Genomic DNA, 14,659 nt, shown 5'->3' with positions numbered 1-14,659 from the left:
CATTGTCGCTCCTGAGCTTTCTAACGGTCTTACAACATGCAAAAGTTAACGATTCTTGGTGCTACTGGATCCATTGGTGCAAGCACGCTTAAAGTGGTCGAACAAAACCCAGAGCTGTTTTCTGTCGTTGCCTTAGCGGCAAGCACCAACGTTGAAAAGATGATCGGGCTATGTCGTCAGTGGCAACCTAAATACGCGGTCATGGCGGACAAAGCCGCAGCGGTTCAACTCCAATCTGAGTTACATTTGGTTTCGCCAAACACCGAAGTATTAGGTGGTGTGGATGCTCTATGCCATATTGCTTCATTGGACGAAGTTGACAGTGTGATGGCTGCTATTGTCGGAGCGGCTGGTCTACTGCCTACCATGGCTGCTGTGAAAGCTGGTAAGCGAGTATTGTTGGCAAATAAAGAAGCACTGGTCATGTCAGGCCAGTTATTTATTGATGCCGTAGAAGAGTTTGGTGCGGAGCTACTTCCCGTCGATAGTGAACACAATGCTATTTTCCAGTGCTTACCACAGCAAGTACAAACCAATTTAGGTCGTTGTAATTTACAAGAACATGGCATTTCTCATATTTTGCTGACTGGTTCTGGTGGCCCTTTCCGTTACACTGACATCGCAGAACTGGAAAAGGTGACTCCTGAACAGGCGATCGCCCATCCAAACTGGTCGATGGGACCAAAGATTTCCGTTGACTCAGCCACGATGATGAACAAAGGCCTGGAGTATATCGAAGCTAAATGGTTGTTTAATGCGGCTCGCGAGCAGCTAAAGGTTATTATTCATCCGCAGTCTGTTATTCATTCAATGGTTCAATACCGCGATGGTTCGGTTTTGGCACAAATGGGTGAGCCGGATATGGCGACCCCTATTGCACTGACTATGTCATACCCATCAAGGGTTGAAGCTGGGGTTAAGCCACTAGACTTCACGCAAATTGGCGAATTGACGTTTTTGCAACCTGATTTTGCTCGTTACCCATGCTTAAAACTAGCAATTGACGCTTGTTATGAAGGTCAACATGCAACAACGGCACTGAATGCAGCGAATGAAGTCGCTGTTGATGCATTTTTAAATAACAGCCTAGGTTTTACGGATATCGCTCGCATCAATGAGTCTGTGTTGAATAAAATCAATGCAAGCTGCAAAGCTGAGAATGCGAATAGCTTGGAAAGCTTGTTAGAGCTAGATAGAATGGCACGAACTATTGCCCTAGAAACCATACGCGAGCGTATCTGATGACTGGTATATTGTGGAATCTCATTTCTTTTATCGTCGCACTAGGCATTCTTGTCGCAGTGCACGAGTTTGGGCACTTTTGGGTTGCTCGCCGTTGCGGCGTGAAAGTTGAAAAGTTTTCAATCGGTTTCGGCAAGTCTATCTGGAGTAAGGTAGGCAAAGACGGAACGGAGTACAGCATCTCAATGATCCCTCTCGGCGGCTATGTAAAAATGGTTGATAGCCGTGTTGATGAGGTGCCAGAACATGAGAAGCACTTAGCGTTTGATAAGAAGCCGCTATGGAAGCGAACCTCTATTGTTGCGGCAGGCCCTATCTTTAACTTCCTTTTCGCAATTTTCGCCTATTGGCTCGTATTTCTTATTGGTATCCCAGCAGTTAAGCCAGTAATTGGTGAAGTTACGCCCAATTCGATCGTCGCAGAAGCCGGAATTGAATCAGGAATGGAACTTAAATCGATATCTGGTATCAAAACTCCGGATTGGGAATCGGTAAATATGGGATTGATTTCTCATATTGGCGATGATTTGATGACAGTAACACTGACGTCAGCGAATGAAGTTGGTTCAGAAGTAACGAAAACGCTCGATCTGCGCGAATGGGAGTTCGACCCTGAAACTCAGTCTGCGATGCAGTCATTAGGTTTTGCGCCGTATACACCGGAGGTGTATCGCGTTATCGAACAGGTTTCGCAAGGTGGAGCGGCGGAAAAAGCAGGTGTGCTTCCAGGTGATGAGATTGTCGCTATTGGTGAACAACGCATCACGGAGTGGAAGCAAGTTGTTGAAGCGGTTCGCTCTAATCCTGATACACCGATTGAATTAACGGTATTGCGTCAGGGCTATGAGCAAACATTAACGCTGACGCCTGGTAGCCGTGAGCTAGCTAACAAAGAAGTCGTTGGTTTTGCAGGTATTGCACCTAAAGTCGCAGAATGGCCAGAAAGTTATCGCTTCGACCTTCAGTTTGGTGTATTGGAGTCAGTAGGTAAGGCGGTAGACAAAACCGGCCAAGTCATTGGCTTGACAATCAGCATGCTTAAGAAACTGATTGTTGGTGACGTTGGTCTGAATAATCTGAGTGGTCCAATATCAATAGCCAAAGGCGCAGGTGCGACGGCTGATTATGGCTTGGTCTACTTTTTAGGTTTTCTCGCTCTAATTAGTGTTAACCTAGGTATTATTAATCTCGTTCCTTTACCAATGTTGGATGGCGGTCATTTGTTGTTTTTTGCAATTGAAGCAGTCATTCGACGTCCCGTTCCTGAGAGAGTGCAGGAAATGGGTTTTAGAATTGGTGGTGCGATCATCTTCTCGCTCATGGCGTTAGCGCTATTTAATGATTTTACTCGTCTGTGATAGTTCAGAGACAAAAGCAGTAGCAAGGAATAATTAGAACAAGTATGGCGATTAAGCGAATTCTATTTGCAAGTTTACTGGCGACCAGTGTATCTGCAAATGGAGCAGAGAACTTCGTAGTTCAAGATATTGAAATCGATGGATTGCAGCGTGTAGCACTGGGTGCTGCGTTGTTGAAAATGCCTGTACGTGTCGGTGATACCATTGGCCAAGGCGATGTTGCAGAGATTATCCGTGCACTGTATGCATCTGGTAACTTTGAAGATGTGAAAGTGTTACGTGACGGCGGCGTTCTGATGGTTCAAGTCAAAGAACGTCCTACCATTGCCAGCATCTCATTTTCTGGTAACAAAGCAATCAAGGACGAGCAGCTACAAGAAAACCTGAACGCATCTGGCGTTCGTGAAGGCGAAGCGCTTGACCGCACCACGCTAAGCAACATTGAAAAAGGCTTAGAAGACTTTTACTACAGCGTAGGTAAATACAACGCCACAGTAAAAGCGGTGGTGACTCCACTGCCACGTAACCGTTCTGACCTAAAGTTTGTCTTTACTGAAGGCGTGTCGGCAAAAATTCAGCAAATCAATTTTATCGGCAATGAAGTTTTCAGCGATGAGGACCTTCTTTCTCGTTTTAACTTGAATGTTGATGTGCCGTGGTGGAATTTCCTGTCTGACGAAAAGTACCAAAAACAAGTGCTTGCAGGTGATATTGAAGCGCTCAAATCATTCTATCTGGACCGCGGTTACTTAAAATTTAACGTTGATTCGACACAAGTTGCAATCTCTCCTGACAAGAAAGGGGTATACATTACTCTTGGCTTAGAAGAGGGCGAGGTTTATACCGTCAAGGATGTAAAGTTCCGTGGTGATTTGATTGGTGAGGAAGCGACGTTCGAACGACTTGTACCATTTGAAGACAATGAGACGTACAACGGCTCGTTGGTCACTTCAATGGAAGAGGGTATTAAACGTGTGCTTGGTGAGTCCGGCTACGCTTATCCTCAAGTGAATACCATTCCTGAGTTTGACGACGAGAATCAAGAAGTTTCTTTGGTCGTTAACGTAGATCCGGGTAACCGAATTTATGTTCGTGACATTCGCTTCACGGGTAATAACTCAACCAAAGATGAAGTCCTTCGTCGTGAAATGCGTCAGATGGAAGGCAGTTGGTTAAACTCGAAATCGATTGAAACGGGTAAAACTCGTCTAAATCGTTTGGGCTACTTTGAAAATGTTGAAGTACAGACGGTTCGAGTTCCTGGTAGTGATGATCAAGTTGACCTAGTTTACTCTGTCAAAGAAGCAAACTCTGGTAGCGTTAACTTCGGTGTTGGCTACGGCACAGAATCGGGTGTGAGCTTCCAGGTTGGCCTGCAACAAGATAACTTCATTGGTAGTGGTAACCGTGTTGGTATCAACGCGATGATGAATGACTACCAGAAAAACATCAGTCTTGATTACCGTGATCCGTACTGGAACTTAGACGGTGTAAGCTTGGGTGGTAAGGTTTTCTATAACGAATTTGAAGCGAAAGAAGCCAATATCGTTGACTATACCAACGAAAGCTATGGCGCGAGCTTAACGTGGGGCTTCCCATTCGATGAGTTGAACCGTTTTGAATTCGGTGTCGGTTATACGCACAACAAGATCGGTAACTTATCGCCTTACTTGCAGGTAGAGCAGTTCTTACGAGCACAAGCAGACAACATTGATTCTAGTGGAGCGTTGAACACAAACGACTTCGACTTCAATATCTCTTGGACACGTAATAACTTAAACCGTGGCTATTTCCCAACAGCAGGTAACCATCAACGTGCATTCTATAAAATGACCGTACCTGGCTCTGACGTTCAATATTTCAAAATGCAGTACGATGTTCGTCAGTATGTGCCATTGACTAAAAAGCACGAGTTTACCCTCTTGTTCCGTGGCCGCTTAGGTTACGGTAATGGTTACGGTCAAACGGATGGTAACGATAACTTGTTCCCATTCTACGAAAACTACTACGCAGGTGGCTTTACATCGCTTCGTGGCTTTGGCTCAAACTCTGTTGGTCCTAAAGCGGTTTACCGTGATACATCTGGTTCAAACAATGGCGCAGATACAGCAACAGATGACTCTGTTGGTGGTAACGCCGTAGCGCTAGCAAGTGTTGAGTTGATTGTCCCAACACCATTTGCATCAGAAGAAGTACAAAACCAAATTCGTACCAGTATCTTCTTTGATATGGCAAGTGTTTGGGATACGGAGTTTGACTACCGCGATTCAGGTGCGGAATATGGTGACCGTTACTACTACGATTACTCAGATCCAACCAACTACCGCTCTTCTTACGGTGCGGCGTTGCAGTGGATGTCTCCAATGGGGCCACTAGTCTTCTCACTAGCGAAACCAATTAAGAAATTTGATGGCGATGATGAAGAGTTCTTCACATTCACTATCGGTAGAACTTTCTAAAGAGGAAAATATTTTGAATAAAATGATCAAAGCGGCTGGGATTGGCCTTCTTGTACTGAGCTCTTCAATGTTTGCAAATGCGGCAGAAGCTGCACAGAAAATTGCTTACGTAAATACAGCTCAAGTTTTCCAAGCTCTTCCTCAACGTGAAGTTGTACTACAAAAAATGCAGAAAGACTTCAAAAGCAAAGCTGATGAACTGAAGTCAATCCAAGCACAAGCTAAAACAAAGATCGAAAAGCTACAACGTGACGGTGAGCTTTTGGGTCAAGACGAAGTTGAAAAGCTACGTATCGATATCGCGAAGCTAGACAGCGAGTACAAAGTGAAAGCACAAGCACTTGAAAAAGCAAGTGCGCGTCGTGAAGCTGAAGAAAAAGCGAAGCTTTTCAAAACGATTCAAGATGCAGTTAAGAAAGTCGCAGACAAAAATGGTTACGATCTTGTGATTGATATCTCTGCTTTGCAGTACGGCAAGCCAGAATACAATATCTCTGAAGACGTAATTAAAGCTCTAAAATAAGAAGTTATGAAGACATTAACATTAGCCGAATTGGCGACAATTACCGGGGGTGAGCTGTTTGGTGACGAGTCTCTCGTTGTAAGCCGTGTTGCCCCAATGGATAAAGCACAAGAAGGTGATGTAACCTTCTTGTCTAACCCAAAATACGCAAAACACCTTTCTGAGTGCCAAGCTACCGTTGTTATGGTAAAGGCTGAGCATAAAGAGCAATGCGTTGGAAACGCGCTAGTGGTTTCGGACCCTTATGTCGCATTTGCTCGTGTGGTCCAAGCGATGGATACCACACCAAAACCGGCAGACGATATTGCACCAAGTGCAGTGATTGCCGCTGACGTTAAGATGGGTGAGAACGTTACAATCGGCGCTAACGCCGTGATTGAAACGGGCGTGGAACTCGGCGACAACGTAAGCGTTGGCGCTGGTTGTTTTATCGGTAAGAACGCCAAGCTAGGGAATAACACCAAGCTTTGGGCTAATGTCACTATCTATCATGAAGTGTCATTGGGTGATGACTGTCTTGTTCAATCGGGCACCGTAATTGGCTCTGATGGCTTCGGTTATGCGAATGACAAAGGCGAGTGGATTAAAATTCCTCAGCTTGGTTCAGTGCGTATCGGTAACCGCGTTGAGATTGGTGCTTGTACTACGATTGACCGCGGTGCACTCGAAGATACTATCATTGAAGACAATGTCATTCTGGATAACCAACTTCAAATCGCGCACAACGTGCAGATCGGATATGGTACCGTGATGCCTGGTGGTACTATTGTCGCGGGCAGTACAAAAATTGGTAAGTACTGCCAGATTGGCGGCGCGTCTGTTCTGAATGGCCATATCACTATCGCAGATGGTGTGGCGATTACAGGTATGGGCATGGTAATGCGCAGTATCGAAGAAAAAGGCCTTTACTCATCAGGTATTCCACTACAAACGAACAGAGAGTGGCGTAAAACTGCAACTCGAGTTCACCGTATTGATGAGATGAATAAGCGCCTGAAAGCGGTTGAAAAACAGCTGGAACAGAAAGAAGAAATTTAGAACAAGTTATCTTTCGCTCTGTATTTAACGTGAAAGCTAACAGGCTCTAGTTCCATATTCTGTACGAAGACTCGCGAAATGCGGGTCTTTTTCTTCTATAATGACGCGCTCTAAGTAGATTTAACTCCAAGATGGTGCGTATTTTGCTAGTATATTGCAAAGCGATTCGGCTTTACGACCTGTTGCCACGTTTGCCATCTTGGCGGCAAAAAATTGATATAGGAAGACGACTTTGACTACTGAAAAGAAAACGATGAACATCTCTGAAATTCAAGAGCTACTACCTCATCGCTACCCATTCTTATTGATCGACCGAGTGATAGACTTCCAAGAAGAGAAGTACCTTCACGCGATTAAAAACGTGTCGGTTAACGAACCTCAGTTCACAGGTCACTTTCCTCAACTACCAGTATTCCCAGGTGTTTTGATTTTAGAAGCAATGGCTCAGGCAACAGGCTTACTTGCATTTAAATCATTTGGTGCACCAACAGAAAATGAACTGTACTACTTTGCAAGCGTAGACGGCGCGAAATTCCGTAAACCAGTGGTTCCGGGCGACCAATTGGTTATTGAGGTAGAATTTCTGAAAGAACGTCGCGGCATTGCTGCATTTAGCGGTGTAGCAAAAGTTGACGGCGAAGTGGTATGTTCTGCAGAACTGAAGTGTGCTCGTCGAGAGTTTTAATATGATTCATGAAACCGCTAAAATCCACCCGGCAGCGGTGGTAGAAGAGGGCGCCAAAATTGGTGCTAACGTAACAGTAGGTCCTTTTACGTACATCACCTCTACGGTTGAAATTGGTGAAGGCACAGAAGTGATGTCTCACGTTGTGATCAAAGGTCACACGACTATTGGCAAAGATAACCGTATTTTCCCGCATGCTGTCATTGGCGAAGAAAACCAAGACAAAAAATACGGTGGTGAAGACACAACTGTGGTTATCGGTGATCGTAACGTCATTCGTGAAGCGGTCCAAGTTCACCGCGGCACAGTGCAGGACAAAGCAACCACGATCATTGGTGATGATAACTTATTGTGTGTGAATGCACACGTTGCGCATGATGTTGTTATTGGTAACCACACTCATATCGGTAATAACTCGATTCTTGGTGGGCACGTTACTGTTGATGATTATGCTGGTGTGATGGCACTGTCTGCGATTCACCCGTTTTGTACAGTGGGCGCTTACGCGTACATTGGCGGCTGCTCAGCAGTGGTGCAAGATGTCCCTGCTTACGTACTCGCGCAAGGCAACCACGCGACTCCTTTCGGCTTGAACCTTGTTGGCTTGAAGCGTAACGGCTTTGAGAAACCAGAGATTCGTGCGCTGCAAAAAGCGTATAAAGAAATCTATCGTTCAGGTAAGACGCTAGAAGAAGTGAAGCCTATTCTGGCTGAAATGGCTCAAGAGTGGCCGGCTGTGAAGCGTTTCTCAGATATTCTGGAAACGACGGAACGTGGCATTATTCGTTAATTGGCGAATGAAGCAATAAATAAAAAGATCGTGACCGAATTTGAGGTTACGATCTTTTTGTGTTTTATGGATAAGGCAAACCGTTATCCATAGCGCACAGGAAAAATAGCGAAGTAGATATGGAAAGACCATTACGTATTGGCATCATTGCCGGAGAATTGTCTGGCGATACGCTAGGTGAAGGCTTTATCAAAGCAGTAAAGCAGCAATATCCAGACGCAGAGTTCGTAGGCATTGGCGGTCCGAAAATGATAGCCCAAGGTTGCGAGTCTCTGTTTGATATGGAAGAGCTTGCGGTGATGGGGTTAGTCGAGGTTTTAGGCCGCTTACCGAGACTTCTTAAAGTGAAAGCTGAGCTCGTTCAGTATTTTACTCAGAATCCGCCTGATGTTTTCATCGGGATCGATGCTCCTGACTTCAACTTACGCCTAGAGCTTGACCTCAAGCAAGCGGGCATTAAAACCGTTCATTACGTGAGTCCGTCTGTTTGGGCTTGGCGTCAGAAGCGCATCTTTAAAATAGAAGCGGCAACGAACTTGGTGCTAGCATTTCTTCCGTTTGAGAAAGCGTTCTACGACAAATTTAATGTACCTTGCGAGTTCATTGGTCATACCTTGGCTGATTCCATCCCACTAGAATCAGAACAAGCGCCTGCACGTGAGTTGCTTGGTTTAGAACGAGATAAAAAGTGGCTTGCTGTCCTGCCAGGCAGTCGTGGTAGCGAGTTAAAAATGCTCTCTGAGCCATTTATTGAAACCTGCAAGTTACTCCATAAAAAATTTCCAGAACTGGGGTTTGTTGTCGCGCTTGTTAATCAAAAACGCCGTGAGCAGTTTGAACAAGCCTGGAAAGAACTCGCACCAGAGTTGGACTTCAAGTTAGTTGATGACACCGCACGTAACGTCATCACCGCATCCGATGCCGTGATGCTGGCCTCTGGTACCGTAGCGTTGGAGTGTATGCTTCTCAAGCGTCCAATGGTGGTGGGTTATCGTGTGAATGCATTTACCGCTTTCTTAGCTAAACGTCTATTGAAAACGAAGTATGTGTCATTGCCGAATATCTTGGCGGATGATGAGCTCGTCAAAGAATATCTACAAGATGAGTGCACACCAGACAATTTGTTTACTGAGGTTTCTCGCTTATTGGAAAGCGACAATAAACCGATGTTAGATAAGTTTACGGAAATGCATCATTGGATCCGTAAAGATGCGGATCAACAAGCCGCAAACGCGGTTCTAAAATTGATTGAGAAATAGAGATTTATCATGGCTGTTAAACCAAAAGCGACCAAAACCAAAGTTGAACTCCCTCCGTTTGAATATCCACAAGGTTATCAGTTTGTGGCCGGAGTCGACGAGGTAGGACGTGGCCCTTTGGTGGGAGACGTCGTCACCGCTGCGGTTATCCTTGATCCTAACAATCCTATTGAAGGTTTGAACGATTCGAAAAAATTGACCGAAAAGAAACGCATGGCGCTGCTTCCTGAAATTAAAGAAAAAGCATTGGCTTGGGCGGTCGGGCGCTGTTCTCCTGAAGAAATCGATCAACTGAATATTTTGCAGGCGACTATGGTTGCGATGCAGCGTGCAGTGGCGGGGTTAAAGGTTCAACCTGATTTGGTGTTGATTGATGGTAACCGTTGTCCAGAGCTGCCAATGGATGCTCAAGCTGTAGTAAAAGGCGATCTACGCGTTGCCGAAATCAGTGCGGCTTCCATTATTGCCAAAGTCGTGCGTGACCAAGAGATGGAAGAGTTGGATAAACTTCATCCACAATTTGGCTTCGCGAAGCACAAAGGTTATCCAACTAAAGAGCACTTTGAAGCGATTGAGCAATACGGAGTGATCAGTGAACACCGCAAGAGTTTCAAGCCAGTAAAAAAAGCGTTAGGCATAGAATAATCAAACGATCTAATTGGTGTTATAAACCTAACCTCTTTAGGTTAGAATCCCCAACAAAATAGAGTTACACGGTACCTGTTAATGTCAGATCCCAAATTCATCCACCTGCGTGTTCATAGTGACTTCTCGATGGTGGATGGCCTCAACAAAGTTCCGCCAATCGTAAAGAAAGTTGCTGAACTCGGTATGCCCGCAATGGCGTTGACCGACTTTACCAACCTATGTGGTTTGGTGAAGTTTTACGGTACGGCACATAGCAGTGGTGTTAAACCGATCATCGGTGCTGACTTTAAAATGCAGTCGGACGAGTTTGGTGAAGAGCTGACTCAAGTGACTTTGCTTGCGGCGGATAATGTGGGTTATAAGAACCTGACGTTATTGATATCAAAAGCGTACTTACGTGGACATGTTCAACACCACCCTGTGATTGATAAAGCCTGGTTGGCTGAAATGTCTGAAGGCCTGATTGTATTATCCGGCGGTAAAAGCGGGGAAATTGGTCGCGGCCTTTTGAAAGGCAACCGTCAAATAGTGCAAGGGTGTGTTGATTTTTATAAACAGCATTTTCCAGATCGCTTTTATCTTGAGTTACTTCGTACCGGTCGTCCAGATGAAGAAACTTATCTTCACTTTGCAGTTGAATTGGCAGAGCAGCAAGACTTGCCAGTAGTGGCGACCAATGAAGTTGTATTCCTGAGTCCAGACCTATTTGATGCTCATGAAATACGCGTAGCGATTCACGATGGTTACACATTAGAAGATCCGCGCAGGCCAAAAAACTACAGTCCGCAGCAATATCTTCGTACAGAAGAAGAAATGTGCGAGCTGTTTGCTGATATTCCTGAAGCGTTAGAAAACAGTGTCGAGATAGCGAAGCGTTGTAACGTGACTGTGCGCTTAGGGGAGTACTTCCTACCAGCCTTCCCAACCGAAGGGATGAAAGAGACTGAGTTCCTAGTCATGAAATCCCGAGAGGGGTTGGAAGAGCGGTTAGAGTTCCTATTTCCAGATGAGGAAGAGAGAAAACGTCGCCGCCCTGAATATGATGAACGTCTTCAGATAGAGCTAGATGTTATCAACCAAATGGGATTTCCTGGTTACTTCTTGATCGTAATGGAGTTCATCCAGTGGTCAAAAGATAATGGAATTCCTGTAGGTCCTGGACGTGGTTCCGGTGCCGGCTCTTTGGTGGCTTACGCATTAAAAATCACCGACCTGGATCCACTAGAATACGACTTGCTGTTCGAACGTTTCTTGAACCCAGAACGTGTTTCGATGCCCGATTTCGACGTCGATTTCTGTATGGATAAACGTGACCAGGTTATTGACCACGTTGCAGAAATGTACGGTCGCGACGCGGTGTCTCAGATCATCACGTTTGGTACCATGGCGGCAAAAGCGGTAATCCGTGACGTTGGCCGCGTATTGGGCCATCCATTTGGTTTTGTTGATCGTATTTCAAAGCTGATCCCGCCCGATCCAGGCATGACGCTAGATAAGGCGTTTAAAGCTGAACCTGCACTACCTGAATTGTATGAGGCCGACGAGGAAGTTAAAGAACTCATCGACATGTGTCATATTTTGGAAGGTTGTACGCGAAACGCCGGTAAACACGCTGGTGGCGTTGTAATTTCACCTACAACAATTACCGATTTTGCACCAATTTATGCAGATGCTGAAGGTCACTTTCCGGTTACTCAATTTGATAAAAACGATGTTGAGACCGCTGGCCTAGTTAAGTTTGACTTCTTGGGTTTACGTACCTTAACCATTATTGACTGGGCGTTAGGACTGATTAACCCACGTCTAGAGCGAGAAGGTAAAGAACCGGTTCAAATTGAATCCATACCGTTAGAAGACCCTGCCTCTTTCCGTTTGTTGCAAAACTCTGAAACGACAGCAGTATTCCAGCTTGAATCTCGGGGCATGAAAGAGCTGATCAAACGACTTCAGCCAGACTGTTTCGAAGACATTATCGCGTTGGTAGCACTCTTCCGTCCGGGTCCTTTGCAATCGGGCATGGTAGATAACTTTATCGACCGTAAACATGGCCGAGAGGCGATCTCTTATCCAGATGAAAAGTGGCAACACGAGTCGCTAAAAGAGACGCTTGATCCAACCTACGGCATCATCCTGTACCAAGAGCAGGTAATGCAGATTGCGCAGATCTTAGCAGGTTACACGCTAGGTGGTGCGGACATGCTCCGCCGTGCAATGGGTAAGAAAAAGCCAGAAGAGATGGCAAAACAACGTGCTATCTTTGAAGAAGGTGCGATAAAGAACGGTATCGATGGCGAGTTGGCGATGAAAATCTTCGACTTGGTAGAGAAGTTCGCTGGTTATGGTTTTAACAAATCGCACTCTGCTGCTTATGCATTGGTTTCTTATCAGACTCTTTGGCTGAAAACACATTATCCTGCCGAATTTATGGCTGCGGTAATGACAGCCGATATGGATAACACGGAAAAAGTCGTTGGCTTGGTCGATGAGTGTTTCCGTATGAAGCTCACCGTGCTGCCACCAGACATCAACTCTGGCCTATATCGCTTTAATGTTGATGAAAATGGCGCAATTGTTTACGGTATTGGTGCGATAAAAGGGGTAGGTGAAGGCCCTATCGATGCGATTCTTGAGGCGAGAAATAAAGGTGGTCACTTTAAAGACCTATTTGATTTCTGTGCTCGAGTTGATCTAAAACGCGTCAATAAACGAGTGATAGAGAAGCTGATCTACGCGGGCGCGTTAGATCGACTAGGTCCACACCGCGCGGCGATGATGGCATCACTCAATGATGCGGTAAAAGCGGCAAGTCAACATCACCAAGCCGAGGCGTTTGGTCAAACGGATATGTTTGGTGTGCTAACGGATGCGCCTGAAGAAGTAGAGCACAAGTATACGCAAGTTCCGCCTTGGCCAGAAAAAGTGTGGTTAGAGGGCGAGCGTGATACCCTAGGCCTATATTTGACAGGGCACCCAATTAACGCCTACGTAAAGGAACTAAACAAATACACCAGTTGTCGACTAAAAGACGCAACGCCTACGCGTCGCGACCAATCTGTCACGGTGGCTGGTTTGGTTATTGCCGCTCGTGTAATGACGACTAAGCGTGGTACACGAATTGGCATTATGACACTGGATGACCGAAGTGGTCGCATGGAAGTGATGTTGTTCTCAGATGCACTGGATCGATACGCTGAACTTCTCGAAAAAGACAGAATTTTGGTCGTTTCTGGACAGGTCAGCTTTGATGACTTCAACGGTGGCCTTAAAATGTCGGCGCGTGAAGTTATGGATCTCGGCAGTGCGCGCGAGAAATACGCTCGTGGTTTGTCGGTATCGATAGATGCAAATCAGATCAACGATCAGTTTTTTGAGCAGTTCAGCCGTATTTTAGAACCGCACAAAGCCGGAACCGTACCCGTCAATGTATACTACCAGCGTGCCGACGCCAGAGCGCGGTTAACATTGGGCACCGAGTGGCGAGTAACGCCAAGTGATACATTACTCGACGATTTAAAACAGTTACTTGGCAAAAGCCAGGTAGAACTCGAATTTAACTAAAAATTCAGCGCAATATGTTAGACGCTGAGTAAACAAGGATTCATAGATGAGCCTAAACTTTCTTGAATTTGAAAAGCCAATTGCAGAACTAGAAGCGAAAATTGAAGCACTACGTGATGTCTCTCGTCACGGTGGTGATTCTGCAATTGACCTGGATAAAGAAATCGAACAGCTTGAGAAGAAAAGCTTAGAGCTGAAGAAAAAAACCTTCAGCGACCTAGGCGCATGGGAAACAGCTCAACTGGCTCGTCACCCATTACGTCCTTACACACTGGATTACATCCAACACGCTTTTGAGGAATTTGATGAATTAGCGGGTGACCGCGCGTTTGCAGATGACAAAGCGATTGTGGGTGGCATGGCTCGCCTTGAAGGCCGTCCAGTGATGATCATCGGTCATCAAAAAGGTCGTGAAACCAAAGAGAAAGTGAAACGTAACTTTGGTATGCCAAAACCAGAAGGTTACCGTAAAGCGCTACGTTTGATGGAAATGGCTGAGCGTTTCAACATGCCGATCATCACATTTATCGATACGGCTGGAGCGTACCCAGGTGTGGGCGCAGAAGAGCGTGGTCAATCTGAAGCTATCGCGAAAAACCTAAAAGTGATGTCTGGTCTTAAAGTGCCAGTAATCTGTAACGTTGTTGGTGAAGGTGGTTCAGGCGGCGCACTAGCAATTGGTGTAGGCGACTACGTGAACATGCTTCAGTACTCTACATACTCAGTAATCTCTCCTGAAGGTTGTGCTTCAATCTTATGGCGTGATTCTGACAAAGCACCGCAAGCTGCAGAAGCGATGGGTCTAACTGCTCCTCGTCTTAAAGAGCTTGAACTGATCGACGAAATCATTGAAGAGCCACTAGGCGGCGCTCATCGCGATCATGTTCAAATGGCAGCGAATATGAAAGCAACACTACTTCGTCAGCTAGAAGATCTAGAACAATTGGATGAAGAGACGCTACGTGAACGTCGTTACCAGCGCCTAATGAGCTACGGTTACTGTTAATTTCGGTGATTGCTATTAAGCGTTAGCTGATATCTCAAGTGATAACAGTTAAAATAGAAAGGGTTGGATGAGAGTCCAGCCCTTTTTTGTACC

Annotated in this window: 11 protein-coding genes; all 11 read left to right on the top strand. The window is 45.6% G+C overall.

From position 1 onward, the window contains the following. Window positions 1-36: 36 nt before the first annotated feature. The 11 genes from ispC (at window position 37) to accA (ending at window position 14,566) form a co-directional block, all read left to right on the top strand. A complete protein-coding gene (gene ispC / locus F7Y48_RS06750; RefSeq protein ID WP_257887681.1) occupies window positions 37-1,242 on the top strand; it encodes a 1-deoxy-D-xylulose-5-phosphate reductoisomerase in 1,206 nt (401 codons plus the stop codon). Then, a complete protein-coding gene (gene rseP, locus F7Y48_RS06745; protein WP_257887682.1) occupies window positions 1,242-2,600 on the top strand; it encodes a sigma E protease regulator RseP in 1,359 nt (452 codons plus the stop codon). Before ispC ends, rseP begins: the two co-directional genes overlap by 1 nt. Before the next feature lie 44 nt (window positions 2,601-2,644). Further along, window positions 2,645-5,059, top strand: coding sequence for an outer membrane protein assembly factor BamA (bamA, locus tag F7Y48_RS06740; protein ID WP_006741664.1), 2,415 nt, complete (start codon window positions 2,645-2,647; stop codon window positions 5,057-5,059). A gap of 13 nt (window positions 5,060-5,072) precedes the next feature. Then, on the top strand, window positions 5,073-5,582 hold the full coding sequence (locus F7Y48_RS06735; protein WP_005391804.1) for an OmpH family outer membrane protein: 510 nt from the start codon (window positions 5,073-5,075) through the stop codon (window positions 5,580-5,582). Between the two features lie 6 nt (window positions 5,583-5,588). Further along, window positions 5,589-6,620, top strand: a complete 1,032-nt coding sequence (gene lpxD, locus F7Y48_RS06730; RefSeq protein WP_065645509.1) for a UDP-3-O-(3-hydroxymyristoyl)glucosamine N-acyltransferase — start codon at window positions 5,589-5,591, stop codon at window positions 6,618-6,620. A gap of 232 nt (window positions 6,621-6,852) precedes the next feature. Beyond that, on the top strand, window positions 6,853-7,305 hold the full coding sequence (fabZ, locus tag F7Y48_RS06725) for a 3-hydroxyacyl-ACP dehydratase FabZ (protein WP_005380349.1): 453 nt from the start codon (window positions 6,853-6,855) through the stop codon (window positions 7,303-7,305). Between the two features lies 1 nt (window position 7,306). Beyond that, the gene (gene lpxA / locus F7Y48_RS06720; RefSeq protein WP_005380357.1) at window positions 7,307-8,095 is read left to right on the top strand and encodes an acyl-ACP--UDP-N-acetylglucosamine O-acyltransferase; all 789 of its coding nucleotides are present in this window, start codon (window positions 7,307-7,309) and stop codon (window positions 8,093-8,095) included. Between the two features lie 119 nt (window positions 8,096-8,214). Beyond that, window positions 8,215-9,354 (top strand): lipid-A-disaccharide synthase, encoded by a 1,140-nt coding sequence (lpxB, locus tag F7Y48_RS06715; protein ID WP_316682901.1) that lies wholly within the window; start codon window positions 8,215-8,217, stop codon window positions 9,352-9,354. Window positions 9,355-9,363: 9 nt separating this feature from the next. Beyond that, a complete protein-coding gene (gene rnhB, locus F7Y48_RS06710) occupies window positions 9,364-9,999 on the top strand; it encodes a ribonuclease HII (protein WP_316682899.1) in 636 nt (211 codons plus the stop codon). An 81-nt stretch (window positions 10,000-10,080) separates the two neighbouring features. Continuing rightward, a complete protein-coding gene (gene dnaE / locus F7Y48_RS06705; protein WP_170891089.1) occupies window positions 10,081-13,560 on the top strand; it encodes a DNA polymerase III subunit alpha in 3,480 nt (1,159 codons plus the stop codon). A gap of 46 nt (window positions 13,561-13,606) precedes the next feature. Then, entirely contained in the window at window positions 13,607-14,566 is a 960-nt protein-coding gene (gene accA, locus F7Y48_RS06700; protein ID WP_005380365.1) for an acetyl-CoA carboxylase carboxyl transferase subunit alpha, read from the top strand. The last annotated feature ends 93 nt before the right edge of the window (window positions 14,567-14,659 follow it).

Origin of the sequence: Vibrio sp. 2-1-2a (assembly GCF_032648565.1) — a bacterium.
GTDB classification, from domain to species: domain Bacteria; phylum Pseudomonadota; class Gammaproteobacteria; order Enterobacterales; family Vibrionaceae; genus Vibrio; species Vibrio diabolicus.
Note: the sequence above shows the minus strand (reverse complement) of the source record. Positions and strands in the feature narration are given on the sequence as shown.

Excerpts from the sequence above, each read along its gene's own strand:
- ispC (WP_257887681.1), top strand. The coding sequence starts at position 37 with ATGCAAAAGTTAACGATTCTTGGTGCTACTGGATCCATTGGTGCAAGC.
- rseP (WP_257887682.1), top strand. The coding sequence starts at position 1,242 with ATGACTGGTATATTGTGGAATCTCATTTCTTTTATCGTCGCACTAGGC.
- bamA (WP_006741664.1), top strand. The coding sequence starts at position 2,645 with ATGGCGATTAAGCGAATTCTATTTGCAAGTTTACTGGCGACCAGTGTA.
- lpxD (WP_065645509.1), top strand. The coding sequence starts at position 5,589 with ATGAAGACATTAACATTAGCCGAATTGGCGACAATTACCGGGGGTGAG.
- lpxA (WP_005380357.1), top strand. The coding sequence starts at position 7,307 with ATGATTCATGAAACCGCTAAAATCCACCCGGCAGCGGTGGTAGAAGAG.
- lpxB (WP_316682901.1), top strand. The coding sequence starts at position 8,215 with ATGGAAAGACCATTACGTATTGGCATCATTGCCGGAGAATTGTCTGGC.
- rnhB (WP_316682899.1), top strand. The coding sequence starts at position 9,364 with ATGGCTGTTAAACCAAAAGCGACCAAAACCAAAGTTGAACTCCCTCCG.
- dnaE (WP_170891089.1), top strand. The coding sequence starts at position 10,081 with ATGTCAGATCCCAAATTCATCCACCTGCGTGTTCATAGTGACTTCTCG.
- accA (WP_005380365.1), top strand. The coding sequence starts at position 13,607 with ATGAGCCTAAACTTTCTTGAATTTGAAAAGCCAATTGCAGAACTAGAA.